The 25,673-nt window shown below is 72.5% G+C and carries 19 protein-coding genes; 10 read left to right on the forward strand and 9 right to left on the reverse strand.

Annotated features, from left to right (window positions below):
• Positions 1–137 precede the first annotated feature (137 nt).
• Complete coding sequence (locus GA0070609_RS17255; protein WP_231928321.1) at positions 138–2,786, forward strand: cation-translocating P-type ATPase; 2,649 nt, start codon at positions 138–140, stop codon at positions 2,784–2,786.
• A 21-nt stretch (positions 2,787–2,807) separates the two neighbouring features.
• Here GA0070609_RS17255 and GA0070609_RS17260 read toward each other — a convergent pair whose 3' ends face one another.
• On the reverse strand, positions 2,808–3,440 hold the full coding sequence (locus GA0070609_RS17260) for an acyltransferase (RefSeq protein WP_088994721.1): 633 nt from the start codon (positions 3,438–3,440) through the stop codon (positions 2,808–2,810).
• Positions 3,441–3,714: 274 nt separating this feature from the next.
• Between GA0070609_RS17260 and GA0070609_RS17265 the strand changes: the two genes are divergently transcribed.
• The 7 genes from GA0070609_RS17265 to GA0070609_RS17295 all read left to right on the forward strand — a co-directional run bounded on the left by GA0070609_RS17265 (position 3,715) and on the right by GA0070609_RS17295 (position 11,121).
• Positions 3,715–4,788 carry a Gfo/Idh/MocA family protein gene (locus tag GA0070609_RS17265; protein WP_088994722.1) on the forward strand — a complete coding sequence of 358 codons (1,074 nt, stop codon included), beginning with the start codon at positions 3,715–3,717 and terminating at the stop codon, positions 4,786–4,788.
• A 61-nt stretch (positions 4,789–4,849) separates the two neighbouring features.
• On the forward strand, positions 4,850–5,815 hold the full coding sequence (locus tag GA0070609_RS17270; protein WP_172899354.1) for an NAD-dependent epimerase/dehydratase family protein: 966 nt from the start codon (positions 4,850–4,852) through the stop codon (positions 5,813–5,815).
• 56 nt (positions 5,816–5,871) lie between these two features.
• Positions 5,872–7,008, forward strand: coding sequence for a DegT/DnrJ/EryC1/StrS family aminotransferase (locus GA0070609_RS17275; protein ID WP_231928322.1), 1,137 nt, complete (start codon positions 5,872–5,874; stop codon positions 7,006–7,008).
• Positions 7,008–7,742, forward strand: a complete 735-nt coding sequence (locus GA0070609_RS17280; RefSeq protein WP_088994724.1) for an acetyltransferase — start codon at positions 7,008–7,010, stop codon at positions 7,740–7,742. Before GA0070609_RS17275 ends, GA0070609_RS17280 begins: the two co-directional genes overlap by 1 nt.
• Position 7,743: 1 nt before the next feature.
• The gene (locus GA0070609_RS17285) at positions 7,744–8,862 is read left to right on the forward strand and encodes a DegT/DnrJ/EryC1/StrS family aminotransferase (RefSeq protein WP_088994725.1); all 1,119 of its coding nucleotides are present in this window, start codon (positions 7,744–7,746) and stop codon (positions 8,860–8,862) included.
• Positions 8,863–8,869: 7 nt separating this feature from the next.
• A complete protein-coding gene (locus GA0070609_RS17290; RefSeq protein WP_088994726.1) occupies positions 8,870–10,108 on the forward strand; it encodes an MFS transporter in 1,239 nt (412 codons plus the stop codon).
• Positions 10,105–11,121: a TolB family protein gene (locus GA0070609_RS17295; protein ID WP_088994727.1), complete on the forward strand. Its 1,017-nt coding sequence runs from the start codon at positions 10,105–10,107 to the stop codon at positions 11,119–11,121. The genes GA0070609_RS17290 and GA0070609_RS17295 overlap by 4 nt, the downstream gene beginning before the upstream one ends.
• Before the next feature lie 92 nt (positions 11,122–11,213).
• On the opposite strand, the gene GA0070609_RS17300 is transcribed toward GA0070609_RS17295, so the two are convergent.
• From GA0070609_RS17300 to GA0070609_RS17330, 7 genes are all read right to left on the reverse strand, one after another.
• On the reverse strand, positions 11,214–12,011 hold the full coding sequence (locus tag GA0070609_RS17300; RefSeq protein ID WP_157748229.1) for a glycosyltransferase: 798 nt from the start codon (positions 12,009–12,011) through the stop codon (positions 11,214–11,216).
• A gap of 340 nt (positions 12,012–12,351) precedes the next feature.
• Positions 12,352–13,182 (reverse strand): ABC transporter permease, encoded by an 831-nt coding sequence (locus GA0070609_RS17305; protein WP_157748230.1) that lies wholly within the window; start codon positions 13,180–13,182, stop codon positions 12,352–12,354.
• Positions 13,179–14,165, reverse strand: a complete 987-nt coding sequence (locus GA0070609_RS17310) for an ABC transporter ATP-binding protein (RefSeq protein WP_157748231.1) — start codon at positions 14,163–14,165, stop codon at positions 13,179–13,181. The genes GA0070609_RS17305 and GA0070609_RS17310 overlap by 4 nt, the downstream gene beginning before the upstream one ends.
• 32 nt (positions 14,166–14,197) lie before the next feature.
• The gene (locus GA0070609_RS17315) at positions 14,198–15,253 is read right to left on the reverse strand and encodes a glycosyltransferase (RefSeq protein ID WP_157748232.1); all 1,056 of its coding nucleotides are present in this window, start codon (positions 15,251–15,253) and stop codon (positions 14,198–14,200) included.
• Between the two features lie 199 nt (positions 15,254–15,452).
• Positions 15,453–19,118 carry a DUF4082 domain-containing protein gene (locus tag GA0070609_RS17320; protein ID WP_088994732.1) on the reverse strand — a complete coding sequence of 1,222 codons (3,666 nt, stop codon included), beginning with the start codon at positions 19,116–19,118 and terminating at the stop codon, positions 15,453–15,455.
• A 304-nt stretch (positions 19,119–19,422) separates the two neighbouring features.
• A complete protein-coding gene (locus GA0070609_RS17325; RefSeq protein WP_088994733.1) occupies positions 19,423–20,805 on the reverse strand; it encodes an O-antigen ligase family protein in 1,383 nt (460 codons plus the stop codon).
• Positions 20,802–21,719, reverse strand: a complete 918-nt coding sequence (locus tag GA0070609_RS17330; RefSeq protein WP_157748233.1) for a hypothetical protein — start codon at positions 21,717–21,719, stop codon at positions 20,802–20,804. Before GA0070609_RS17330 ends, GA0070609_RS17325 begins: the two co-directional genes overlap by 4 nt.
• A gap of 568 nt (positions 21,720–22,287) precedes the next feature.
• Between GA0070609_RS17330 and GA0070609_RS17335 the strand changes: the two genes are divergently transcribed.
• Both GA0070609_RS17335 and GA0070609_RS17340 read left to right on the forward strand, forming a co-directional pair.
• Positions 22,288–23,583 carry a glycosyltransferase family 4 protein gene (locus tag GA0070609_RS17335; protein ID WP_088994735.1) on the forward strand — a complete coding sequence of 432 codons (1,296 nt, stop codon included), beginning with the start codon at positions 22,288–22,290 and terminating at the stop codon, positions 23,581–23,583.
• Complete coding sequence (locus tag GA0070609_RS17340; protein WP_088994736.1) at positions 23,580–24,512, forward strand: glycosyltransferase; 933 nt, start codon at positions 23,580–23,582, stop codon at positions 24,510–24,512. Before GA0070609_RS17335 ends, GA0070609_RS17340 begins: the two co-directional genes overlap by 4 nt.
• Here GA0070609_RS17340 and GA0070609_RS17345 read toward each other — a convergent pair.
• Entirely contained in the window at positions 24,496–25,452 is a 957-nt protein-coding gene (locus tag GA0070609_RS17345) for a glycosyltransferase family 2 protein (protein ID WP_088994737.1), read from the reverse strand. The genes GA0070609_RS17340 and GA0070609_RS17345 overlap by 17 nt on opposite strands.
• Between the last annotated feature and the right edge of the window lie 221 nt (positions 25,453–25,673).

Raw genomic sequence — 25,673 nt, forward strand, 5'->3', positions numbered from 1 at the left:
ATCCGGGGCGGCCGGCGGCAGGGCCGTTGGTCCCGCCGCGCGCGGGCGCAACGCCCCTGCCGGCGCCGCGCCGCCGGCGCGATGGTGGAGGCGGAGCGGTGTGCCGGCGGGGCACGCCCACAGCGGCGGAGGGCGATGTGACGACCGGGGTGGACGTGGACGTGGCAGTGGACACCCCGGTCGAGCCGGCCGGCGGGCTCAGCTCGGCGCAGGCGGCCGAGCGGCTGCGCGCGGACGGGCCGAACGCGGCGGCGCCACCGCCCCGCCGGCACCTCGCGAGCCGGATCCTGCACCAGCTCACCGACCCGCTGGTGGCCCTGCTGCTGGCCGCCGCGGTGGTCACCACCGTGCTGCGCGACTATCCGGACACCGCGGTGATCGTGCTGGTCGTGCTGGTCAACACCGCGATCGGGGTGGTCCAGGAGGTCCGCGCCGACCGGGCCATCGCCGCGCTCGACCAGCTCGCCGCGCCCACCGCCCGGGTGTTGCGCGACGGCCGGGACGTGGTGCTGCCCGCCGCCGAGCTGGTCCGCGGCGACGTGGTGCGGGTGGAGGCGGGCGACGTGGTCCCCGCCGATCTGCGGTTGACCGAGGCCAGCCGGCTGCACCTGGACGAGTCGGCGCTGACCGGCGAGTCGGTGCCGGTCGGCCGGGACGCCGGCGAGGAGGCCAGCGCCGGCACGGTGGTCACCACCGGCCGAGCCACCGGCACCGTGGTGCGCACCGGGCCGGCCAGCGCGCTGGGCCGGATCAGCGCCCTGGTGGCGGCCACCCGGCCGGCCGCGACGCCGTTGCAGCGCCGGCTGGCCGCGCTGGGCCGCGTCCTCGGCCTGGCCGCGGTGCTGCTCTCCGGTCTGGTCTTCGTCATCGGCGTGGTCGGCGGGCGGCCGGTGGTCGACATGGCGGTGACCGCGGTCAGCCTGGTGGTGGCGGCGGTGCCCGAGTCGCTGCCGGCGGTGGTCACCCTCGCCCTCGCCCTGGGCGCCCGCCGGATGGCCGGTGCCCGGGCCATCCCGCGCCGGCTGCACGCCGTGGAGACGCTCGGCTCGGTCACGGTGATCGCCTCCGACAAGACCGGGACGCTCACCGAGGGGCGGATGGCGGTGCAGCACGCGGTCACCACCGACGGCTCCCGGTACGCGGTCACCGGCCGCGGCTACGCCCCGCACGGCGCGGTGCACCACCGGGGCGAGCCGGTGGCCGTGCCGGAGGAACTGCGCCGGCTGGCCCGGGCCGGGCTGCTCTGCAACGACGCGACGCTGGCGCCGCCGACCGAGGAGCGGCCGGAGTGGACCGCCGTCGGCGACCCGCTGGAGGCGGCGCTGGTCGCCTTCGCCGCCCGGTGCGGCCTCGATCCGTCGGCCACCCGGTCGGCCTGGCCACGGGTCGCCGAGCACCCGTTCGACCAGGAGCTGCGCCGGATGACCACGGTGCACCGCTCCTGCGACGGCCGGTACCTGGTGGTGTGCAAGGGCGCGCCGGAGAACGTGCTGACCACGTCCCTGCTGGACGCCACCGCCGAGGAGATCGCCGAGCTGACCGGCACCGCGCACCGGCTGGCCGCCGAGGGGCTGCGGGTGCTGGCGGTCGCGTCCGCCCTGCTGGGGGCGCCGCCGGCCGACCCGGCCCGGCCGACCGGGCTGCGGCCGGTGGGGCTGGTCGCCGTCGGCGACCCGCTGCGGGCCGGCGCGGCGGACATCGCCGGCAGCTTCGACACCGCCGGCGTCCGGCTGGTGCTGGTCACCGGGGACCACCCGGCGACCGCCGCGGCGATCGGCGGGCAGCTCGGGCTGTGGCGGGAGGGCGACCCGCTGGTCCGCGGCGACGACGAGGACCCGGCCCGCGCGCATCCGGAGACCCGGGTGTACGCCCGCACCCAGCCCGAGCAGAAACTCGACATCATCGCCGGGTTGCAGTCCCGGGGGCACGTGGTGGCGATGACCGGCGACGGCGTCAACGACGCCCCGGCGCTGCGCCGCGCCGACATCGGGGTGGCCATGGGCGGCGGCACCGAGGTGGCCCGGCAGGCGGCCGACCTGGTGCTGGTCGACGACGACCTGTCCACCGTGGCCGCCGCCATCGGCGAGGGCCGGCGGATCTACGACAACATCCGCCGGTTCCTGCGCTACGCCCTCTCCGGCGGGGTGGCCGAGATCGCGGTGATGCTGCTGGGCCCGCTGTTCGGGCTGGCCGTACCGCTGCTGCCGGCGCAGATCCTCTGGGTGAACCTGCTCACCCACGGGGTGCCGGGGGTGGCACTCGGCGCGGAGCCGGCGGAGCCGGGCACGCTGCGGCGGACCCCACGCTCCCCGCAGGAGTCGGTGCTCGGCGCCGGGCTCGGCCGGGACGTGCTGGTCACCGGGGCGCTGATCGCGGCCGTGGTGCTCGGCGCCGGGGTGCTCGCCCGGCACTGGGACCGGCCCTGGCAGTCGGTGGTCTTCGTGGTCCTCGGCCTGGCCCAGCTCGGGGTGGCGCTGGCGGTCCGCGCGCCCCGCCCGCGTGGCGCCCGGCGCGGCAACCGCGCCCTGCCGGTCGCGGTGGCGGTGTCGGCGCTGCTCCAGGTGGCCGGGGTGCTGCTGCCGCCGCTGCGCGACCTGCTCGGCACCGCGCCGCTCGGCGCGCCGGAGCTGCTCGCCTGCGCCGCGGTGAGCGTGCTGCCCGGGCTGGTGCTGTGGCTGGCCCGCCGGCCGTGGGCCGCGGCGCCCGGCGCGCCGGGCGGCGGTGACCCGGTCCTCGACGGTGACCCGGTGGTCGAGGGCGAACCCGTGCCGGCCCGGTCGCGCTGATCGGCGGCCGGCCGGTGGGGTTCACCCGGCCGGAGGCGGCAGCTCGGTCAGCCGGCCCGCCTGCTCGTGGTACTCGGTTGCGGTGCGGGGGCAGACGTACCGGCCGTCGCCCTTGGCGGCCAGCGGTTCGCCCGCCCGCCCCACCCAGCCCACCCGGCGGGCCGGGACGCCGACCATCAGCGCGAAGTCGGGCACGTCCCGGGTGACCACGGCGCCGGCCGCGATCAGTGCCCACCGGCCGATCGCGACCGGCGCCACGCAGACGGCGCGGGCGCCGATCGCGGCGCCCTCGCCGACCACCACCCCGACCGCTGTCCAGTCCGCGCCGCCCTTGAGCCGCCCCTCCGGGGTCACCGCGCGCGGGTACTCGTCGTTGGTGAGCACCGCCGCCGGCCCGACGAAAACGCCGTCGGCCAGCTCCGCCGGCTCGTACACCAGGGCGTGGTTCTGCAGCTTGACGTTGTCGCCGAGCCGGACGCCCGGCCCCACGTACGCGCCCCGACCGATCACGCAGTCGCGGCCGACCGAGGCGTCCTCGCGGATCTGGGCGAGATGCCAGACCCGGGTGCCGGAACGGATGGTGGCCCGTTCGTCCACGTCGGCCGTCGCGGCGATCCGCACCCCGTCGGGCTGCGCCCCGTGGGCATCCGTCATGTCCGCTTCCTTCCGCCGCGGTGATCCTATGCGGGCTGGGAACGGTAGACGCTCGGCGACAAAGCCGATGTCAGCAAGCCGACGCACGATCGGGAACGAACCGTCCGAGGACGGCGGACAACCCGAACGGACCTGTTGACCCCGGCGGCACCGCCGGATTTCCGGCAGCGCTATGGCGTACCCGGCGACGGTGTGGCTAGCTTGCCGAACGGACGTCGCCCACGATTCCCCCTCCGCGAACGCGCCCTGTCCTGCCTAGCGAAACGGATGCTTCGTGAATTCATCGCACCCTGCCGTCGACGACCCGATCGGCGTGGCCGTCGTCGGCGCCGGCTACTGGGGGCCGAACCTCGTCCGCAACTTCCAGGCATCCACCGAGTTCCGGCTGCGCTGGCTCTGCGACCTCGACGTCAGCCGGGCGGAGCGGGTGCTCGGCGGCTACTCGACCGTCCGGGCCACCGACGACCTCGCCGCGGTGCTCGCCGACGACTCGGTACGGGCGGTCGCCATCGCCACCCCGGCCGGCACCCACCTGGAGGTGGCGACGGCGGCGCTGCGCGCCGGCAAGCACGTGCTCGTGGAGAAGCCGCTGGCCGCGAGTTTCGCGCAGGGGCAGACGCTGGTGGCGGAGGCGGAACGGCGTGGGCTGTCGCTGATGTGCGACCACACCTACTGCTACACGCCGGCGGTGCTGCGCATCCGCGATCTGCTGCGCTCCGGTGACCTGGGCGAACTGCAGTACCTCGACTCGGTGCGGATCAACCTCGGGCTGGTGCAGCGCGACATCGACGTGATGTGGGACCTCGCCCCGCACGATCTGTCGATCCTGGACTTCATCCTGCCGGCCGGCGTGGCCCCGGTGGCGGTGGCCGCGCACGGCGCAGACCGGATCGGGGCGGGCCGCGCCTGCGTGGCGTACCTGACGCTGCACCTGAACACCGGGGCGATCGCCCACATCCACGTCAACTGGCTCTCCCCGGTGAAGATCCGGACCACCATCATCGGCGGCTCGAAGCGCACCCTGGTCTGGGACGACCTCAACCCCGGCCAGCGACTGTCCATCTTCGACCGAGGCGTCGACGTGGCCTCGGCGGAGGAACTCGGCGACGAACAGCGCCGGGACATGCTGGTGTCGTACCGCTCCGGGGACATGGTCGCGCCGGCGCTGACCGAACGGGAGGCGCTGCGCACCATGGTCGAGGAGTACGCCCGCTCGATCCGCAGCGGCACGCCGGCCCTGACCGACGGGCGGGCCGGACTGCGGGTGATCGCCATCCTGGAGGCCGCCTCGCGCAGCCTCGCCGACGGCGGAAGATTGGTCAACCTCACCGAGTGGACCGACGCGTGAACCAGCGCGGCGGGTCACTCGCGCTGCCCCGGCGGGGCACGGACGGAAGCGGAGTGTCGGCATGAGTGCCGTGGAGATCACCGGGGCGCGCGCCCTGGTCACCGGTGGAGCGGGCACCATCGGCTCGCATGTCGTCGATCAGTTGGTCGCCGGGGGCGCGGCCGAGGTGGTGGTGCTGGACAACTTCGTCCGGGGCCGGCGGGCGAACCTGGCCCGCGCCCTGCCGCACGGCAGCGTCCGCCTAATCGAGGGGGACATCCGCGACGCCGCGCTGGTGCACGAGCTGGCCCGCGACAAGGACCTGGTCTTCCACCTCGCCGCCATCCGCATCACGCAGTGCGCGGAGGAACCCCGGCTCGCCAACGAGGTGCTGGTCGACGGCACCTTCAACGTGCTGGAGGCGGCGGCGGCCGCGAAGGTGCGCAAGGTGGTCCTCTCCTCGTCCGCCTCGGTGTACGGGCTCGCCGACGAGTTCCCGACCACCGAGCGGCACCACCCCTGGCACAACGACACGTTCTACGGCGCCGCCAAGGCGTTCAACGAGGGCATGCTGCGCAGCTTCCACAGCATGTACGGCCTGGACTACGTCGCCCTGCGGTACTTCAACGTCTACGGGCCGAGGATGGACATCCACGGGCTCTACACCGAGGTGCTGATCCGCTGGATGGAGCGGATCGAGGCCGGTACTCCCCCGCTGATCCTCGGCGACGGCCGGCAGACGATGGACTTCGTGCACGTCGCGGACATCGCCCGGGCCAACATCCTGGCCGCCCGCGCGGACGTGACCGACGAGGTGTTCAACATCGCCAGCGGCACCGAGACCAGCCTGGTCGAGCTGGCCCGGGCGCTCAGCGAGGTGATGAAGTCCGACCTGCCGCCGGAGCACGGCCCGGCCCGCGCGGTCAACGGGGTCACCCGCCGGCTCGCCGACACCACCGCCGCCGAGCGGCGGCTGGGCTTCCGCGCCGAGATCGGCCTGCACGAGGGGCTCCAGGGGCTGGTCGACTGGTGGCGGGCCGAGAAGTGAGCGCGCGGAGTGAGCCGGGCCCGCGAGCCCCGCAGTCGCGAACGGACGCCGGCCCGGTGAGCGGACCGCGCATTCCGGTGATGATCCCGCGGCTCGGCGAGGAGGAGGCGCAGGCCGCCGCCGAGGCGGTCCGCTCGGGCTGGGTGGCCCAGGGACCGCGGGTGGCCCGGTTCGAGCGGGAGTTCGCCGGGCGGGTGGGCGCCGGCCACGGGGTCGCGGTCAGTTCCTGCACCACGGCGCTGCACCTGGCGCTGGTGCTGCTGGAGGTCGGCCCGGGCGACGAGGTGATCGTGCCGTCGTTCTCCTTCATCGCCACGGCCAACGCGGTGCGCTACGTCCGGGCGACGCCGGTCTTCGCCGACGTGGACCTCGCCACCGGGAACCTGACCGTGGCGACGATCGACGCCGTACGCACGCCGCGGACGCGGGCGGTGATCGCGGTCCACCAGGGCGGCGTGCCGTTCGACGTCGTCGCGCTGCGGGAGGCGGCCGCCCGCTGGGGGCTAAAACTGGTGGAGGACGCTGCCTGCGCCGCCGGCGCCACGGCGTACGGGCGGCCGGTCGGCGCCGGCGCCACCGTCGCGGCCTGGTCGTTCCACCCGAGGAAGCTGTTGACCACCGGCGAGGGCGGGATGGTCACGGTGGACGATCCGGAGTGGGCCGCCCGGCTGCGCCGGCTGCGCGAGCACGGGATGAACGTCTCCGCCGCCGACCGGCACGCCAGCGCGCAACCGGTGCTGGAGGCGTACCTGGAGACCGCCTTCAACTACCGGATGACCGACATCCAGGCGGCGATCGGGCTGGTCCAGCTCGGCCGGCTCACCGAGCTGGTGGCGCAGCGGCGCACGCTGGCCGCGCGCTACCACGAGCTGCTCGCCGACATCGACGGCCTGGTGCCGGTCCGCGACCCGGCCTACGGCGAGACGAACTACCAGTCGTTCTGGGTGCTCATCGACCCGGCGTACGGCGTGGGCCGCGACGAGGTCCTCGCCGAGCTGGCCACGGCCGGCGTGTCGGCCCGGCGCGGCATCATGGCCGCCCACCTGGAGCCGGCGTACGCCGACGTGACGCCGGCGCCGCTGCCGGTGACCGAGCGGCTGACCCGCGACTCGCTGATCCTGCCGTTGCACCACGCGCTGACCGAGGCCGACCAGGACCACGTGGTCGGCGTGCTGCGCAAGCTGGCCGGCTGATGCGTGACCTGGTCATCGTCGGCGCGGGCGGGTTCGCCCGGGAGACCGCCGCGGCGGTGAGTGCCGTCAACGACGCCCGCCCGACCTGGCGGCTGCGCGGCTTCCTGGACGACGACCCCGCGCTGCACGGCACCGTCCGCGCCGGAGCGCCGATCCTCGGCGGCACCGACCGGCTGGCCGACCTGCCGGAGGCGGCGGTCGTGGTCTGCGTCGGCAGCCCGCGCGACTACCGGGCGCGGCAGCGGATCGTCCGGCGGCTCGGCCTGCCGGCGGGGCGCTACGCCACGATCGTGCACCCGAGCGCCGAGGTCGGCGCCGGCAGCGTCCTCGGCCCCGGCACGGTGCTGCTGGCCGGTGTGGTGCTCACCGCGGACGTCACCGTCGGCGCCCACGTCGCGGTCATGCCGCACGCCGTGCTGACCCACGACGACCGGGTGCACGACCACGTGACCATCGCCTCCGGGGTCCGCCTGGGCGGCGGCGCGGTGCTGCGCCTCGGCGCGTACGTCGGCGCCGGCGCCCTGCTGCGTGAGGGCGTCACGGTCGGCGAGTGGTCGCTGGTCGGGATGGGTTCCGTGCTGCTGCGTGACGTGCCGCCCGGCGAGGTCTGGGCCGGCAATCCGGCCCGCCGGCTGCGCCCCGTCCAAGCGCCGGCGGAGCCGGACGCCGAGGGTGTGCCGACGCCGGCGGCGTCGATCGAGGAACTGGCCGTGCCGAGGGTTGTGGGGAGCTGACATGCCGGGAATTCCGCTCGTCGATCTCGCCGCCGCGCATGCGGAGGTGGCGGAGGAGGTGGAGGCCGGCTTCAAGCGGGTCATCGCCGACACCGCCTTCATCGGCGGCGCCGAGGTCGCCGCGTTCGAGCAGGAGTACGCCGCGTTCAGCGGCGTGCCGCACTGCGTCGGGGTGGCCAACGGCACCGACGCGCTCGAACTGGCGCTGCGCGCCGTCGGGGTCGGGCCCGGCGCCGAGGTGATCCTGCCGACGAACACCTTCATCGCCACCGCCGAGGCGGTCGCCCGCGCCGGTGCCCGACCGGTGCTGGTCGACTGCGACCCGGAGACGTACCTGATCGACGTCGAGGCGGCGCTGGCCGCGGTCACCCCGGCCACCCGGGCGGTCGTCCCGGTGCACCTCTACGGCCAGCTGGCGCCGGTGGAGCGGCTGCGGGAGGGCCTGGCCGGCCGCGACGTCGCCGTGGTCGAGGACGCCGCGCAGTGCCAGGGCGCCACCCGGCACGGGCGCGGGGCCGGCGCCGACGGGATCGCCGCGACCAGCTTCTACCCGGGCAAGAACCTGGGGGCGTACGGCGACGCGGGCGCGGTGGTGACCGCCGATGCCGAACTCGCCCGCACGGTCCGCACGCTCGGCAGCCACGGCGGCCTGACCAAGTACGCGCACGACATCGTCGGGGTGAACAGCCGGCTGGACGGGCTCCAGGCGGTGGTGCTCCGCGCCAAGCTCGCCCGGCTGGCGGCCTGGAACGAGGCGCGGCGGGCCGCCGCCGCCCGGTACGACGCGCTGCTGGCGGGCGTGGACGTGACCCGCCCGGTGACCCTGCCGGGCAACGAGCACGTCTGGCACATCTACTGCGTCCGGATCCCCGGCGACGGAACCCCGGCCCGGCGGGACCGGGTGCTGGCGCGGCTCAACGCGGCCGGCGTCGGTGCGGGCATCCACTACCCGGTGCCGGTGCACCGCACGCCCGCGTTCGCCGACCTCGGGCACCCGGTGGGGGCGTTCCCGCGGGCCGAGCGGATCGCGTCCGAGCTGCTCTCGCTGCCGATCTATCCGCAGCTCACGGCGGACCAGCAGGAGGCCGTGGTGGCGGCCCTCATCTCAGCCCTGCACTGACCACACGGTGTACGTCTCGATCCGGGACCGCCCGGCCGGCACCCGCGACGGAGGGGCCGGCCGGCAGTACCGGCGGGTGGCGACGACGGTGGTGCTCCTCGGCGTCGTCAGTCTCCTCACCGATGTCTCCTCCGAGATGGTCAGCGCGGTTCTCCCGCTGTACCTGACCGCGGAGCTGGGCCTCGGGCTCATCGCTTTCGGCTTCGTCGACGGCATCTATCAGGGCGTCAGCGCCTTCGTCCGGATCCTCGGCGGACTGGCCGGCGACCGGGGACGTCGGCCCAAGTGGGTCGCGGTGATCGGCTACGGCGTCTCCGCGGTGAGCCGCGTCCTGATGCTCGCCGCCACTGGGATCGCCACCGTCACCGCCGTCGTGACGGCCGACCGGCTCGGCAAGGGACTGCGGACCGCGCCACGGGACGCGCTGATCGCCGACGCGTCGGAACCCGCCGACCTGGGACGGTCCTTCGGCGTGCACCGCGCCCTCGACACGCTTGGCGCGGCGATCGGGCCGATCGCGGCGTTCGCTCTGCTGGCAGCGCTCCCCCGGGCGTACGACGCCGTCTTCGTGGTCTCCTTCGCCGTGGCGCTGGTCGGTCTCGCCGTCCTCGTGCTCTTCGTACCCGACCGACGGGTCGGCGCCGGCCAGGCCCGCCCGCCCGTACGGGAGGTACTGCGCGCCGCGACCGGGCCGCGGCTGCGCCGAACCCTGCTCGCCGCCGGCCTGCTCGGGGTGCTGACCGTCGGCGACGGCTTCCTGTACCTGTCGCTGCAGCACCGCGACGATTTCGCGGCACTGCTGTTCCCGCTGCTCTACGTCGGCACGAACGTCGCGTACCTGGCGCTGGCCGTGCCGCTGGGCCGGCTCGCCGACCGCGTCGGCCGTGCCCGCACGCTGGTGGCCGGGCACGGCGCGCTGCTCCTCGCGTACCTCTGCGCGGCGGGCTCGTCCGGCGGACCGCTGTGGACGGTTCTCACCCTGGTCCTGCTCGGCGCCTTCTACGCCGCGTCGGACGGGGTGCTCGCCGCGCTGGTGAGCCGGCTGGTCCCCGCCCCGGTGACGGGCACGGGGATCGCGGCCGCACAGACCGTCGTGGTGCTGGCCCGGTTCGCGTCGTCGGTGGCCTTCGGCGCACTGTGGGTCGCCGCGGGCCGGCAGCCGGCGCTGCTGGGTTTCGCGGTCGCGCTCGCCGTCGCGATCCCGGCCGCTGGCTGGTTGCTGCGTGGTGTGGAGGAGGAACGATGACCGGCCTTCGGCTGCGGATCGGCGTCTTCGCCGGCGTCGTGTTGCTGGCCTTCGCCGGCGTGTTCGTCTACCTGCGGCAGGTCACGCCCAACGGGGCGGACGCGACCCCGGCCGCCGGAGTGCCGGTCCGGGCCGACGTCGCGCCGGTGGTCGCCGGCCCGCACGTGGTCTTCCGCAACTCCGCGCCAGGCGACGGGTACGGCCGGGTGGCGGTGGTGCCGCTGGAGGCAGCTGGTGGTCCCCGCGCGGTCACGCCGGCCTCCTGCGACCGGGTCTACGCCACCCGCGGCAGCGCTGTGTGCCTGGTGGCGCTGCGCGGCCTGGCCACGACGTACCAGGTGAAGATTCTCGGGCCGCAGTGGACGGCGGTCTCCGAGCGGCCGGTGCCGGGCCTGCCCAGCCGGGCGAGGATGTCGGCGGACGGCGCGTTGACGTCCACCACGACGTTCGTCTACGGCGACTCGTACGCCAGCCCCGGGCAGTTCTCCACCCGCACGCTCGTCGGCCCGACCGGAGGTGGTGATCCAGTCGACATCGAGCAGTTCGAACTGCGAGTCGAGGGCAGGACGGTCACCGCGGCCGACAAGAACGTCTGGGGTGTGACGTTCGCCGACGACGACCGCTTCTACGCCACGGCGGCCTCAGGCGGGAGGACCTGGCTGGTCGAGGGATCACTGTCCGGGCGGCGCCTGACCGCGGTGCGGGCGGACGTCGAATGCCCCTCGCTCTCGCCCGACGGCACCCGCATCGCCTTCAAGAAGCATGGCGACCTGCCGGCGGGCAGATGGCGACTCACCGTCCTGGACCTGGCCAGCGGGCGGGAGACGCCGCTCGCGGAAGCCCGCAGCGTCGACGACCAGGCGGAGTGGCTCGACGACGACACCGTCCTGTACGGACTGCCGCGCAACACGGACGGCTCGGCGTCGAACGACGTGTGGTCCGTTCCCGCCGACGGCACCGGCGAACCCCGGGTCCTGATTCCCGACGCCTGGTCCCCCGCCGTCGTCCGGTAGCCGGCGGGCGGAAGATCGCTCATCCGCGCCGGGTACCCGGCGCGGCGGTACCAGACGGCGTGGACCGACGGTTGGGGCGCGGGCGGAACGGGTCAGCCCACTCCCCGGAGCAGCGGTGTGTAGAAGGCCAGCAGCTCGGCCCGGAGCGCGTCGACGGAGTACCGCGCGAGGATCCGCTCCGAGGCCGCCAAACCGGACTTCCGGAACGTCTCCGGGTCGTCGTCGTGCGCCGCGCAGGCGGCCTCGACGGCGCGGGCGAACGCGAGCAGGTCACCGTCGGGGACGGGCGCGCACTCCGGCGGCTCGAAGTACTCCCGGCCACCGAGGCCCGGATATCCGACGACGAAGCAACCGCTCGCCATGGCCTCGGCGGGCGGCAGCCCGAAACCCTCCCGGTGGCTGAAGCTCAAGAAGATCGCACTGCCCCGCATGATCGCCGCGGTCTCCGACTCGGACCGGCCCACGATCGGCGCCTCCTGCCACCGCTCGAACAGACCGCGGGCGCGCAGCATGTGCCGGAGCTGCTCCCGCTCCTCGCGCCGGCGATGGGTCAGGTGGGCGATCCGACGCGCCGGCGGCTCGGTGGACGGGTGGAAGAGCGCCGGGTCGATGACCGGTCGGGCGATGCCGACCGGCAGATCCGGGAACGTGTACCGCAGTAGGGCCGCGTTGTCCTGCGACACCGCCAGCAGGCCAACCAGGCCCGGCAGGCCGGCGTACGGTGCGCCGGCCCGGGTCGTCTCGAACGGCACGTGATCGAACGTGATGTACGCCCCCTGGTTGAAGATGACCACTCGCGCCCCGTCCGGCACGGCGCCGAGCCCGGGGCCGTAGCACTCCGGGATCACCAGCAGGTCCTCCGGGGTGAGGATCACCTCCGCGGCGCTCATGACCCGCGTGTCGTTGACGAACCAGGAGCACCGGTGCCCCGGTCTGGGATGGACCACGGCGGCGGAGATCCCCACCGCGTTGAGGTTGTCCACGTGCCGGTACAGATTGCGGATCCCACCGAAGATGCCCGTCGTGACCGGCGCGAGGTAGTACACCGTCGGCCGGCCGGTTGACCGGCGACTGACGGTGAAGCGCGGGAGCTGGCGCCATCTCAGGTCCGCCGCTCGGCCGTACCGCCGGGCGGCCCCCCGCGCCAACCCGGTTGCCCACCGGATCATCGGACCCGACCACCGGGGCCGGGGCTTGGCACAGTCATCGTGGTTCCTTCGGACGACGCGGTCAGATACTGAGGATCCCCAGCCGGCGGGCCAGCCGGAGGGCGCGGTCGAAGACGAACAGTCCCGCGGCGAAGGACACGACCGCGAAGGCCGCCAGGACACCGACGGAGACGCCGACCGACAGTCCGTCCGGGGGGACGTCCTCGATGAGAAGCTGCCGGACGGCGCTGATCACGTACGTGTGCGGGATCAGGTAGCTGGCCCAGCGGATCCCTTCCGGCAGGACGTTGATCGGGAACAGCGCGCCGCCGAGCACCGCGGTAGCCAGGCTGAACAGCATGACCACCGGCTCGCCACGTTTGAACAGCACGATGAACGCGGCCGCGAACGTGCCGAGCGCGTTGCAGGCGATGATCCCCAGGAAGAGCACCAGCAGGGCCCCCGGCACGCCCGAGCCCTGGATGGGAGCACCCAGTAGCCAACCGGCTGCGACCATGAAGCAGGCCAGCAGGGCTCCCGTACAGCTCCGCCACACGTTCATCGCCACCGGGATCAGCGCCCACGGCACCGGTTCGACCAGGTAGGTCTCCAGCGTGCCGCGCTCCATGGCGAAGTTCAGCCGGCTGGTGAGAGCGAGGAGGGCGTCCTGAAGCCCGGCGACCACGGCCGTGCCGACGACCATCACGACGAACATCTCGCCGGAAATGGCCAGGAAGCTGCCCTGAAAGTAGTAGAGCAGCACCGGGAAGACGGCCGCGATGTAGCGCATGATGCTGGTGGCGGGGAACATGCGTTCCTCGACGAGGTCGATGCGGACGTACGCCTCTACGGTGTTGAGGACCTTGCGGCCGAACGAGCGCTTCCCGACGACCGACGGGTAGGCGAGGCTCATCGGACGGCTCCCTCGGGGTCGGCGCCTCGCGCATACACCTGCGCGATCAGGTCGCGCAGCGGCATGGGGATCTCCCGGAGGTGCCGGATGCTGCTCGTGAGTGGACCCAACCCGGTGAGAAGGGCGCCGACGCCGCCCGGCCCTGTCGGCTGGCAGCGGACAGTGCCGCCGTCGACGCGGGCCTCGACGCCTTGGACGTGAAGGCCGTCGGCGATCGCCAGGGCGTCCTGGTGTGTCGCCATCACCAGCTCCAGCTCCGGCCTCTCCCATTCCCGACGCAACCGGTCCAGGTCACCGGAGTATCTGACCTTGCCACCGTCGAGGAGCAGTGCCTGCGACTGCAGTGCCTCGATCTCCTCAAGGCGGTGCGAGGAGATCAGCACGGCGAGCCGCTCCTGCTTGGCCAAATCCATGATCAGTGTCAGCAGCCCGTACGCCGCGATCGGGTCGACCGGCCCAGTCGGCTCGTCGAGGATCAGCGCCCGTGGGCCGGGCAGCAACGCCCGGGCCAGGCGCAACCGGGCCCGCATCCCCGCCGACATTCCCGCCACCACAGTGTCGGCCTGCGGCATCAGGTTGACCGTCTCGAGCACGTGCTCGATGCGCTTCGTCAGCCCCTTGCGCGACATTCCCTGCAGCCGACCGTGGAGTTGGAGATTCTCCCGTGACGTCGCCCTCATGAGCAGGCTGCGGTCCTCCGCCGGCATCCAGCCGACCGCCTGTCGAACCTGCTCGGAGTCGCGTTCGACGTCGAGCCCGAGCACGCTGCCGCGCCCCTCCGTGGCCGTCGTCAGACCCACGATGATCCGGAACATGGTGGTCTTCCCGGCGCCGTTCGGTCCCACCACGGCGCAGATCTCGCCGGCGCGGACGACGAGGTCGACGCCGTCGAGCGCGCGAACCGTCTCGCGCAGGTGCGACCGGGCGAAGACGCGCATCCACCGCGGCGTCGGCTCGTAGAGCTTGGTCAGCCCGGAGAGCACGATGATGTCGTCCGGGTCCCGTTCCGTGTCGATCACAGCCACCCCAGAGCGCCGTCGATGCCGGACCGCCGGAACCGTCGCCAGCGGAGATGGTCGATACCGCGGTCGCGCAGCTCCGCCAGCCGGCGCGGCAGCAGCGGGCCCTTGCCCCGGTCGGCGCGGGCCACCTGCGCGTCGTAGGAACGCCGCAGCCGGCTGCCGCGCGAGGGCGGCCAGATCTGCTCCGCCAGTTCCACGAGACGGGCCAGCACCTCGGCCTCCTCGTCGCTCGGACGACCGCGCCGGTACGCCCGGCAGGCCACGACCAGCGCCTCCCGTGCCACCCCGCGATCGGCCGCCTCTCGCAGCGCCGCCGCGTCCGGCAGGTGCGCGCCGTCCTCCTCGAAGAGGATGTCGAACGCCCGCTTGCGCTCGGTGAGGTCGCGCAGCGCCCCCGGGTACCGCTCCATGTGCATGTTCGCGCCGTGCACCCGGTAGTAGGCCAGGTCCACCCCGTTGACCCGCCCGATCGCGGCGCGGTTGGCGGTCCGCAGCCAGAGGAGGAAGTCGGCGGCGTGCGGCAGCCGGGCGTCGTAGCCGACGAGGTCCCGCATCGTCGTGGCGCGCATCACCACCTCGGGGGTGGAGATCGGGTTGCTCGCCCGCAGACACAGCAGCCGCAGCCACTCCTCGCCCGACCAGACGGACCAGGAGCGGGGGGTGGTACGCGCCGGCGGCGGCTCCGTGGAGAACGACCGGGTGAACCCGTAGACCAGGCCCACGTCCGGTTGGGCGTCGAGCAGCGCGGTCGCGTTGGCCAGGCTGCGCGGAGCGAGCAGGTCGTCGGCGGAGAGCAGCACGACGTACTCGCCGTGCACAGCGGCCAGGCCCTCGTTGTACGTCGCGATGTGTCCCCGGTTGACCTCGTGCACCATCACCCGTACCCGGGCATCCTCGTCGGCCAACCGACGAGCGACCGCCGCGCTGTCGTCGGGCGACGCGTCGTCGATGATCAGGACGTCCACGTCCACGCCCTCCTGACCCAGGATGCTCCGCACGCAGGCCGGCAGGAAGTGCCCGTACCGGTAGCAGGGAACGACGACCGACACCCTCGGCCTGGAACCCGACGGCTTCGACGACACCCGCCTCATCGCGGCTCACCCGGGGTGGTCGTTCTCACCACACTGCCTCCCTCTCCACCGCCCGACGCGCGCGGTCGCACCGGACAGCTCCCCACGGCCCGCGCAGGGCCATCGCCCGCCAGGCAGGCGCTCCGTCCACAGCGGCGGTCATCGGTAACCGCCGATCCTAGTTTTCTGGCAGGAACACGACGTCCACCCAATAGTTGTGGTTGGACGACGTTGACGGGAACGCGGTCGAGCCGTACCGATAGACGGCACCACCCGTCGGTACCTGCAGTGGCCCCTGGTTCCTGCCACCGGCGAACCCGTTCACTGTCACCGAGTAGCGTCCGACGTCCGTGTGATAGGAGACGGTGTACGTCTGGCCCGGCGTGATCGTCACCGGCTCGGCAAACAGCATCGTCTGCCACCCGCTGCCGCTTTCCGCGACAAACGGGCCACTGGCCATCGGCTGGCCGTCCGGCGACCACAGCGTCGCGGTGTGCGCACCGCTGTTCTGGCTGCCCTTGTAGAACCGGACCCCGGCCACCCGCCCGGGTACGTCGCTCGAGAACCGCACGCCCAGCTCGATCGACGAATTGTCCGGGTCGGCCAGCACATCCGGCGTGTCGGCGTTCTCGAAGAGTGTCACCGATCCAGCGGGCGGTACCGGTTGGGTGGGCGGACCAGGTGGTGGCTCATCGGTCAGGAACAGCGGGTCGACCCAGTAGTTCGCGCTGTTGTAGCTGTTGGTCGGAAACCCGTCGGAGCCGTACCGGTAGAGGCCGTTGCTGCCTGCCGGTGCCACGAGGGCCAGATCCGGGCTCGTGTGTGCCGACGAGAAGAAGCCGGTGTCGTACGCGTACCGGCCGGTGGCCGTGAAGTAGGTCGCCACGTACGTGACGCCGGCCGTCACGGTCGCCGGACTGTCGAAGTAGATGCTCTTCCACCCGGTGCCGCTACTCGTCGAGCGGCCCTCGCCCAGCGGTGTTCCCGTCTCGGAGTAGAGGCGCACGGTGTGCTCCCCCTCGTTGCCGGGGCCCTGGTAGTACCGCACGCCCACGATCTTTCCGCTGACCTGCGGGACGATCTTGACGCCGAGCGTCAGGGCTTCCGAGTCCGCCGAGGCGGCGACCGCCGGCGTGGCGTCGACCGGGAACAACGTCGACAGCTGGTCGTACGCGGTCGTCGTGAACGTCCACGTGGTGGCCTCGTCCATCGCCCGTCCGCCGGTGTCGCGGGCGAACACCCGGGCGGTGTAGGTCTGCGCAGTGGCCAACGGGGACGTCGGCGTGAATCTCGCGGTCCGGCCGGCCGCGTCGTATGAGACCTGTCCGGCGACCGGGCCGTTCGCGGCGTCGGTCAGCGAGAACTCGATCGAGGCCGGGTCGATGTCCTTCGAGAAGTTGACGGTCGGCCGCTCCACGAGGTCGACGTGGGACTGCCCTGGTGTGGGCGACACCGACAGGGTGACCGGTAGGGCGGAGTCGCCGTCGTAGAAGAGCACGTCCACGTAGTAGTTGGCGTCGCTGTACGAGGTGACCGGGAAGCCTGGCCCGGACCGGTAGACACCATTACCCCCCGACCCGTACGACCGGGGCGCCACCAGCGGCACCGCCCGGTGGTCACCCGCGGAGAAGTAGGTCGGGTCGGCCGCGTAGTGCCCGCTTGGCGCGTAGTAGGACGCGACGTAGGTGACGTCGCCCTCGACCTGCACCGGTCTTGAGAACACGAGCGTCTGCCAGCCCGTCGCGGTCTCGTTCGAGAACGTGCCCGAGGCGAGGCGCTCTCCGTCGGCGGTCCACAACGTGCCGGTGTGCGTGCCGGTGTTGCCCGTGCCCTTGTAGAAGCGGATTCCGGTGATCGTGCCGTCGCTCTGCGGGACCACCTTGACGCCCAGTTCGACGCCCGCCGTGTCGCTCACCGCCGGGTTGGCGGGCACCCGGGTGCCGAAGAGCGTGCTGGGGCCGGTGAGTTTGAGCGTGACCGACGCCGGCACCTGCTGGACGTTGTTGCTGTCGTCGACCGCCCGGGCCTTGACGACCTGGGTGCCGACGCCGTTGCTGTGGAAGCGGTAACTCCACGAGGTCGTACCGGTGGCCGGATGCCAGGTCTCCCCACCGTCGGTCGACACCTCGACGCCGGCGACGCGCCCACCGGTGTCGGTGGCCGTGCCGCTCACGGTCACCTCGGACCCGTTGGCCACGGAGGTCGCCGGAGCCGGTGCGGTGATGGCCACGCTCGGCGCGGTCAGGTCGGTCGATGCCGTCGCCGGCGCCAGGCCGCTCATCAGCGTGGCCGGCTGCACACCCATGTCGGCGAAGAGGTTGACGGTCGCCTGCTGCATACGCGGGTCCGCCGGTTCCTGGGGGCCGTCGTGCTCGGAATCCAGGCCCCACGCCCACTGGATGGTGCCGGCGCCGAACACCAGCGCCCCGCTCGCCGCGCGGTAGAGGGTCAGGTGGTGCGTGGTGGTGCCGGGCGAGGTCGTGCTGCCGAAGTCGCGAAGGTATTCGGGAGCCGGCCCGGTCGTGGTGGACAGGCGGATCAGGCCCGCTGGCCGGAAGCCGTTGTCGAGGTCCTCGTCCGACTCGTAGCCCACCGTGTGCGGCGCCAGGGTGGCGATCTGTCCGGCCGCCAGGGTGGCGACCGTCGTGTTTCGCCAGAAGCGGTTGCGGCCCTGCTCGGCCGGCACCTGGATGGCCAGGTCCGTGTTGTTCGACATGTACATCGTGCCGGTGAGCCCGTTCTCCGGCCTTCCCCCGTCCGACGGCGGGCTGAACCGGGGATCCCGCCAGGTGCCGGTCCACTCGGACGAGGGGTCGATCTTGCTGTTCGCCCAGGTCTCCTTGTAGCAGACGAGGGTGCGGTACGGGGTTCCGGAGCCGTCGACACTGGACTCCCACCGGGTTTTCCAGTAGACCTCGTTGCCGCTGAAGAAGGCCAGGTGCACTCCGGCATCGCGGGCGGCCTCGACGTTCGCCCGCTCGGCGCCTGACCAGTACTCGTCGTGGCCCACGGAGAGGAAGACCTTGTGGTTCCGCAGCAGGTTGCCACGGCGGTCGGCGTCAACGTCCGTGGTGTAGCTGACGTCGTAGCCGTTCCGCTCGAGGAAGCGGATCATCGCGTACTCGTTGCTGAACAGGTAGTCGCGCCCGCTCTCCAGGCCCCGCGTGGCGAACGGCCGGTTGTAGCTCAGTTTGAAGGCCCGACCGTTGGGACCGCCCCAGTAGAAGCTCGAGCCGCCGTACGTGTTGTACGCCTGCCACGTGGCGTCCGAGGTCTTGAAGATGATGTCGGAGTGGCGCGCGTCGTCGCGGACGACGAACGGGATGTGGCTCGTACCGGCGGTGCCGTCCGTGCGCACCGGCTTGGCCACGTAAACGCCGGAGACCGCGTCGGCCGGAACCGCCCAGGACGCCGACACCGCCCAGACGCCACAGTCGTAGATCTCCGTGGCGGCGTTCGTCACGCAGTCCGGCTGGTGCTGTGGCAGGGCGGCGGACGGGTAGATCGTCTTGACCTTCCGCGCTCCCCTGCCGCCGTAGTAGCCGAGCCGGTAGATGTCGACGCGGTAGCTGGTGGCCGGCGTGGAGATCTTGAATGAGATGGTCTGCCCGGCGTTGACGCTCATGTCGGTGGCGAAGCCCTGGATCTGCCAGTCGCCCGCCCCGTACATGTCGTCCCACTCGGTCGGCAGGTTGCCGATCTCACTGTTCTCGCAGACGATCGGGTTCGCCGAGCAGGCGTCCTCGGCCGCCATGGCTGGCCGGCCCACCACCGTGCCCACCAGGACAAGGCCCGCGAGTGCCGCCGCCGCCTTGGCCTTCCGTACCCGGCGTCGGAGGGCCACCGAGTCGCCCGGCCACGATGCCACCGCCCTCGCTACGCGCCGCGCGCTGCCCACACGACCCTTGCGATCGCCACCCACAGCGTGTCCCCTCCTGACGTAGCAGCGAAGCGGAGCGCCCCAGCGACCCAAGGTGACCGTAGTTCCTCCTGGGAGCCCCAACAATTGCTCATCGTGTCGTCCCGGCCTCCGGGTCGGACGGGTCGGACGACACGTTCTGACCCCCGTCCTGGCCGCATGGATGACCGACCTCATCCGGTCGGCCGCGTTGGTTGCCGGAGGTGAGACACACCGGCTGACCGCGGAGTCAGTCAGCCAGCCACCGCACGGTGGAGGTGCGGATCCTCCGTTGTGGATGGGTCAGACGCCAGGCGGCACCGGAGAGGCCACATGTCAGCGCGAGGGTGAAGGAGAACGTGGTGAACGACAGCGAGTCGAACGTGCCGGACACCAGCATCGACGTGACCTGGGCCGCGATGAGTGCGGCGCACAGGTCACGCTCCTCGGGACGTCGGGCCCGCCGCATCCCGATCGACGCCAGCGTGATGCCCGTGATGTGCAGGCCGGCGAACGCCGCTACGCCCACGATCCCCCCGGTGACCAGCGTGCCGAGCCACTGGTTGTCGAGGATCAGGTAGAGATCGGGAATCAGCGTGCCCGGCCCGCGGCCGAGCCAGGGACGCTGGGCGAACCAGTACGCCACATACTCGTAGTCCTGGGTGCGGCCCTGGATGCTCGGATCATCCGCCGCCGACGCGAACAGCGACCCCAGCGTGCCGAGCAGACCCGGTTTCACCAGCATGAGCCCAGCGACGGTGGCGACGCCGAAGACCAGGATGTGGTAGCGCGTGCGCCAGCTCCAGGCGAGCACGAACACCACCGCGATCGTCACGGCGAGCGCCAGCACGCCGGTCCGCGACACGGTCAGAGGGATGACCGAGGTGATGAGCAGCGCGAGAACCGCACTGGTGATGCGACCGCCCCGCGACGGCGCAAACCGTGCGAAGTGGATAGCGAAGGGCACGGCGAGCGCCATGACGGTGCTGAACTCGATGTAGTGCGCGGTCGTGCTCGCTACGCGGAACAGACCGCCGTCGCCCCGGGCCGCGAAGTCCGCCGCCTCGCCGTGGAAGCCTAGGCCCGGCAGCACCATGTACCGGGTGATGTCGAACGCCGTCACCGACTGGACCAACCCGACCACGGCGGCGAACCCGGCGGACCAGACAAGCACCTTCAGAACGCCTGCGAAGCGCTGCCAGTTCGGCACCCCGTCGGCGGCGATGAGGACCACGCCAAGGAACTCGATCATGACAATCATGGCGAAGTCCTGCCCGTTCGCCTCCACCTGCGGCAGCCCTCGGATCGTCCCGGCTAGATACGACAGCACGAAGGAGAGCAGGTAGGCGAACGCCGCCCAGCGCATCGGCTGGGCCCCAGACATCACCAGCCGCGGGTGCAGGCGGGTCAACGACCACCAGCAGATGAGCGCGAACGCCACCAGGAGGGCAGGTCGCCCGGCGAACGTCAACTCCGGCACGATGAGGGTGGCCGGCAGGCAGTACAGCAGGGCCACCATGAAGCTGAGCAGCGCTGCCGCGTCGATGTGCGCCCGCCGCCGCCGGCTGGCGTACGTGCGGACCTCCAGCAACGACGGTTCAAGGTCCGCCGGGTGCAGAAGGGTGGCGCTCACCGCCCACCGTTTCGACCCTCATGGCCCGACCGCTGGCTGCGGGCCGGCGGCAGGATCACCGTCCTGTCCGCCGACGTCGTGGCCGGCGGCGTACGCGGCGCGGTGTACTCGACGCCGTGGGGGTGCCGGACCGGCTTCGGCTCGACGGAGACCCGCCGCTCGGCACCCACGCCGGGCTGCTCCCGCGGCCGGTACGCGCCGGACGGCTCCGGTCCGAGGTGGGCTCGCCGGACCGCCTCGATGTCGGGAACGGGGACAGCCGACGGCGAGACGTCGACCAGACGCTGGCCCGGTTCCCGGTTCGCGGTGTCGGGCCGGAGTGCCTCGTCCGCCTCGTCGACATCCGCCTGGCCGCGGCGCCGCTGCCGACGTCGCAGCAGCACGTCGACCGCTATCGTGCCGGCCGCGGTGATCAGCAGACCCAGTCCGACGATCACGACCAGCACCCGCTTGACCTTCGAGGTGACGGCCTCGACGTCGGCGCCGTCGGTCAACGTGAGCGTCGTGATGGTGTCCTGCGGCAGTACGCCGAAGCCCTTCTGCTGCTCCGCGACCTCGGCCGCGAGCAACTTGATGACCTGCTGGACCGTCGCCGTGGCCTGCTCCGGCGAGTTGCCGACCGCCTCCACGTAGAGGATCGGCGTCCGGGGCGTCACCTGCACGGTGATGCTGTCCGAGAAGCCGGCGTCGGCCAGGCCCTTCAACGTCCTCTGGTCGAGCACCTTCAGAATCGCCGCATTGCCGAGTGCCTCCAGGCCGAGATCCGCCCACGGGTTCTTCGGCCGTTCCTCCGTCCGCTGTTTCGGGTCGGCCGGCTCGGCCGGCCCGGGCGCGGGGATCAACACGAGATTGCCGGTGGCCCGGTAGTCGGGCTTGATCGACTGGCCGACGAGGGCCGCGGTGAGTACTGACACCAGCAGAATCGGAAGCGCGATGTACCACCGCCGGAACAAGAGGCGGGTCAGGTCCCAGAGGTCCATTTTGATCCTTTGGCGTCAGTTGGCCAACAAGTCAGCGCACAGCTGACGAGGCGGACCCGAAGGCCGTTCGCGCAAGTATCCGATCGCCGCTCAAGTATTGGCAAGGCACCTCGACGCCCGCCGGCCGGCCACCGGTGAGCCATCTACGCCGGACGTCTGATCGGTCGGCGCAGCCGGTCTTTTCGGCGACAAAGTCGGTCCACCCGTCGTGGATGGACATCTGGCGCGCCACCGAAACTCTCCACTCGTCCGGCGGGTGCATCGGCCATCGGAACTGTTCGCCGCACTTTCGCCAATTCCGGGTTGCGTTCATGCCAGGGCCACGAACGCAAGGACCGGTCAGCTACGTCCACATCGGGGATCCATGCCGATCATCCGCCGGAACGGCGATACGAGAGCGCCCTTGCGGCCAGTTGTCCGAAGACCTTTCCATCCGGAATCGTTCTCGGAAATGCACGGGAGGCATGCCGCACGGCCCGACGCCGAGGTCGAAGAAGGTGACATGAGAAGTTCCCGCCCGCACATCGCCATCCTTGTCGCCAACCTTCCTGCCGAGCGTGACCGGCGGGTGATTCGGGAATCCCTCGCCTTGGAGGCCAACGGATACGACGTCACGATCATCGCGCCGCGGGGAGACCGGAACCTGAAGATCCTGCCCGGGAGCCGTGGCGCCCGGCTACGCCCGTATCCGGTGTTCGTCTACGGGTCCGGGGTGCTCTCCTTCGCGGTGGAGTTCGCCTGGTCGTTCCTGTGTATCGCGGTACGACTGATCGGCGAGATCCTGCGCGGCAGGGCGCACGCCGTGCAGGTCTGCAACCCACCCGACGTCTACTGGCCGCTCGCACTCCTCGTGCGGGCCCTCGGGCGCCCGTGGGTGTTCGACCACCACGATCTCTGCCCCGAGATCTACGCGACACGGTCCGGTGGCTCCCCCAACCGCCTGGTGTTCCGACTGCTCACGATGATGGAGTGGCTCACCCTCCGGAGCGCGAGCGCGGTCTTCGCCACCAACGAGTCGTTCCGCGAGATCGCGGTACGCCGTGGCGTCCCGCCGGAGAAGGTGACGGTGGTACGCAACGGGCCGGCCGCTGGCGAGATTCGTCCGTCCGACCCGACGCCGACCAGCGGCGAGCACCGGATCGTCTACCTCGGGGTGCTCGGTCCGCAGGACAACGTGGAGGGCGCGGTTCTCGCCGCCGACGAGCTGACCCGGCGGCGCTCGCGGCGGGACTGGCGGCTGTTGATCGCCGGTGACGGTGAGAGCATGCCGGTGCTGCGGAAACTGGTCGCCGATCTCGGCCTGGGGGATGTCGTCGAGTTCACCGGCTGGCTCGAGAGCCGCGCAGTGGACGAGCTGCTGCGGACAGCCACCGTGGCGATCCAGCCCGACGAGCCCACCAGGATGAACGAGCTGTCGACGATGGCCAAGACCGTGGAGTACCTCGCGCGCGGTGTCCCGGTGGTCGCCGTGGACCTGATCGAGACCCGGCGCTCGGCGGGGGACGCCGCGGTCTACGTGTCCCACGGGACCCCGGAGGAGTTCGCGGACGCGATCGGGGATCTGCTCGACGACGCACCGCGCCGCGCCCGGATGGCCGAGATCGGCCGCAGCCGCTTCGCGGACCAGCTCGCCTGGGAGCACCAGACCGTGGCGTACATCGACGTTTGGCACCGCCTGTTGGCAGGTCACCCGCGCCCCACCACCGACGAGTCGCGGATCGGGCAGCCGCCGGCCGTCACCGGCGGGTCCCCGTCCCGGGTGGCGCCAGGGACAAGTGTGCCGGAGCCCCGCCGGTGACCAGCGTCGTCATCGCCGCGTACAACGAGGAGGCGGTGATCGGCCGCTGCCTCGACGCGCTGCTCGCCGACGCCCCGCCCGACCCGCTCGACATCACCGTCGTGGCCAACGGCTGCACCGACGCCACCGCGGCCGTGGCGCGCGAGCGCGCCGGCGTACGGGTGCTCGACCTACCCGGGGCGGGAAAGGCGGCCGCCCTCAACGCCGGCGACGCGACGGCCGTGGGCTTCCCCCGCGTCTACCTGGACGCTGACGTGGTCCTCTCCCCCGGCGCCCTGCGGGCGTTCGGCGCGGCGCTCGACCGCCCCGTCGACGGCCGCGGCGGCGATCCACCGCTCGCGGTGGTGCCGGGACGTTCGCTCGACCTGACCGGCCGTCCGACACCCGTCCGCGCCTACTACGCGATCAACTCCAGGCTTCCCGCCTTCCGGCACAGCCTCTTCGGCCGGGGCGCCATCGCCTTGTCCGCGGCGGGCCGGGCCCGCTTCGACACCTTCCCGGCGATGACGGCCGACGATCTCTTCCTCGACGGGCTGTTCGCTCCGTACGAGAAGCGGGAGCTCGACGGCGTACTCGCGCGCCTCGCCACCCCACGTCGCACCGGTGACCTGGTCCGACGCCTGGTACGGGTGCGGGCCGGCAACGCCGAGCTGCGGGCCGCGGCGGCGCGGGGCGCGGTGGCCACCGTGGCCGTGCGCCGCACGGCCCGCTCGTCCTGGTTACGCGATGTCGTGTTGCCGCGTCCCTGGCTGGCTCCCGCCGCCGCCTGCTACGTCGGAATCACGCTCGTGGCGGCGTTGCGGGCGCGGCGGGAACTGCGGGCCGGCGGTGGTGGTTGGGGGCGCGACGGGTCGAGCCGGGAGCCGGCCCTGGCGGACGCGGAGAGCGATGGTCAGCCGCCGTCGGGCCTGGTCAAGCACTCACGTTGATCGCACCGGCGGCGGACGGATGCACGCTCGCGGGGCCGGGCGCCTCGCGCAGCCTGCGTCCGCTGACCAGGGACTTCACCGCCAAGCGGCTGCAGCGGTTGCCGACCAGGGCGCGGCTGACCTCCCGCAACAGGACGAGCGCCCAGTAAACGACAGCGCTGGGCAGACGGTGCCGCCGCCGGTAGAGGCGGACTCGGTTGAGCGTGAGCAGCGCCCACAGGCGGGGCGACGTGGCCGAGTCGCCCTCGAGGTGACGGGCCTCGGCGCGCGGCGCGAGGATCATGGCGAAGCCCCGGTCACGGGCGCGCAATGCGAACTCCGTCTCCTCGGAGTAGAGGAAGAACGACTCGTCCCACCGGCCGCACGCCGCCCAGCAGGCCCGGTCGATGAGCATGATGGACCCTTCGGCCCAGTCGACCGTGGTTTCCCGGGCGTACCACCGCCGGTCGGTGATCACCTCGCCCAGCCGGCCGATCCGGCCGACCCGGTCGGCACCCAGCACCGCGTCGCCGAGGGCCCGCAGGATCGTCGGCTCCCTGCGCAGGCTGGGGCTGAAGTCACCGTTGGCGCGCACGATCCGGGGCACGGTGATGCCCGCGTTCCGCCGCCGCAGCACCGCGAGCAGCTCCGGCACGCAGTTCGGCGCCAGGCGGACGTCGGGGTTCAGCACCAGCACGGCGTCGTGCGGCCCGGCCACGGCGACCGCTGCGTTGATGCCGGCGGCGTAACCACCGTTGCGTCCGGTCTCGACGATCCGCGCCCAGGGCGCCTCCCGTCGCAGCACCTCGACGGTGTCGTCGGACGACGCGTTGTCCGCGACCGTGAGGTGCCAGTGCAACCCGACCAGGCCGGGCGCCAGTGACGCGATGAGATCCGGCAGGAGCCGCGCGCTGTTGTACGTGACCACCACGACCGCGATCGTTTCCGGGCTACCGCGCACCTTCTGCTCCTGAGTCGCCAGCGTCAATCCGACCGGACCGACCCGGTGTCCATTCTGCGGGCGGACGCCGCCGTGCGGAACCGTCCCGCCACGACGCTGTGCCGTCGGTCGACGGCAATCAGCCGCCGCGTCGGATGCTCTCGGCGGAACTGTTCGCTGCCACGTCGAACGGGCGGCCCGGTCGGCCCGAACGTCCGCCTGTGATCCGTTCTGGTGCCTGA

It is taken from the genome of Micromonospora echinaurantiaca, assembly GCF_900090235.1.
GTDB classification, from domain to species: Bacteria; Actinomycetota; Actinomycetes; order Mycobacteriales; family Micromonosporaceae; genus Micromonospora; species Micromonospora echinaurantiaca.

Bases quoted from the DNA above. Each gene is read 5' to 3' on its own strand.
- GA0070609_RS17260 (WP_088994721.1), bottom strand. From the start codon at position 3,440: ATGACGGATGCCCACGGGGCGCAGCCCGACGGGGTGCGGATCGCCGCG.
- GA0070609_RS17270 (WP_172899354.1), top strand. From the start codon at position 4,850: ATGAGTGCCGTGGAGATCACCGGGGCGCGCGCCCTGGTCACCGGTGGA.
- GA0070609_RS17280 (WP_088994724.1), top strand. From the start codon at position 7,008: ATGCGTGACCTGGTCATCGTCGGCGCGGGCGGGTTCGCCCGGGAGACC.
- GA0070609_RS17285 (WP_088994725.1), top strand. From the start codon at position 7,744: ATGCCGGGAATTCCGCTCGTCGATCTCGCCGCCGCGCATGCGGAGGTG.
- GA0070609_RS17295 (WP_088994727.1), top strand. From the start codon at position 10,105: ATGACCGGCCTTCGGCTGCGGATCGGCGTCTTCGCCGGCGTCGTGTTG.
- GA0070609_RS17300 (WP_157748229.1), bottom strand. From the start codon at position 12,011: ATGAGCGCCGCGGAGGTGATCCTCACCCCGGAGGACCTGCTGGTGATC.
- GA0070609_RS17305 (WP_157748230.1), bottom strand. From the start codon at position 13,182: ATGAGCCTCGCCTACCCGTCGGTCGTCGGGAAGCGCTCGTTCGGCCGC.
- GA0070609_RS17335 (WP_088994735.1), top strand. From the start codon at position 22,288: ATGAGAAGTTCCCGCCCGCACATCGCCATCCTTGTCGCCAACCTTCCT.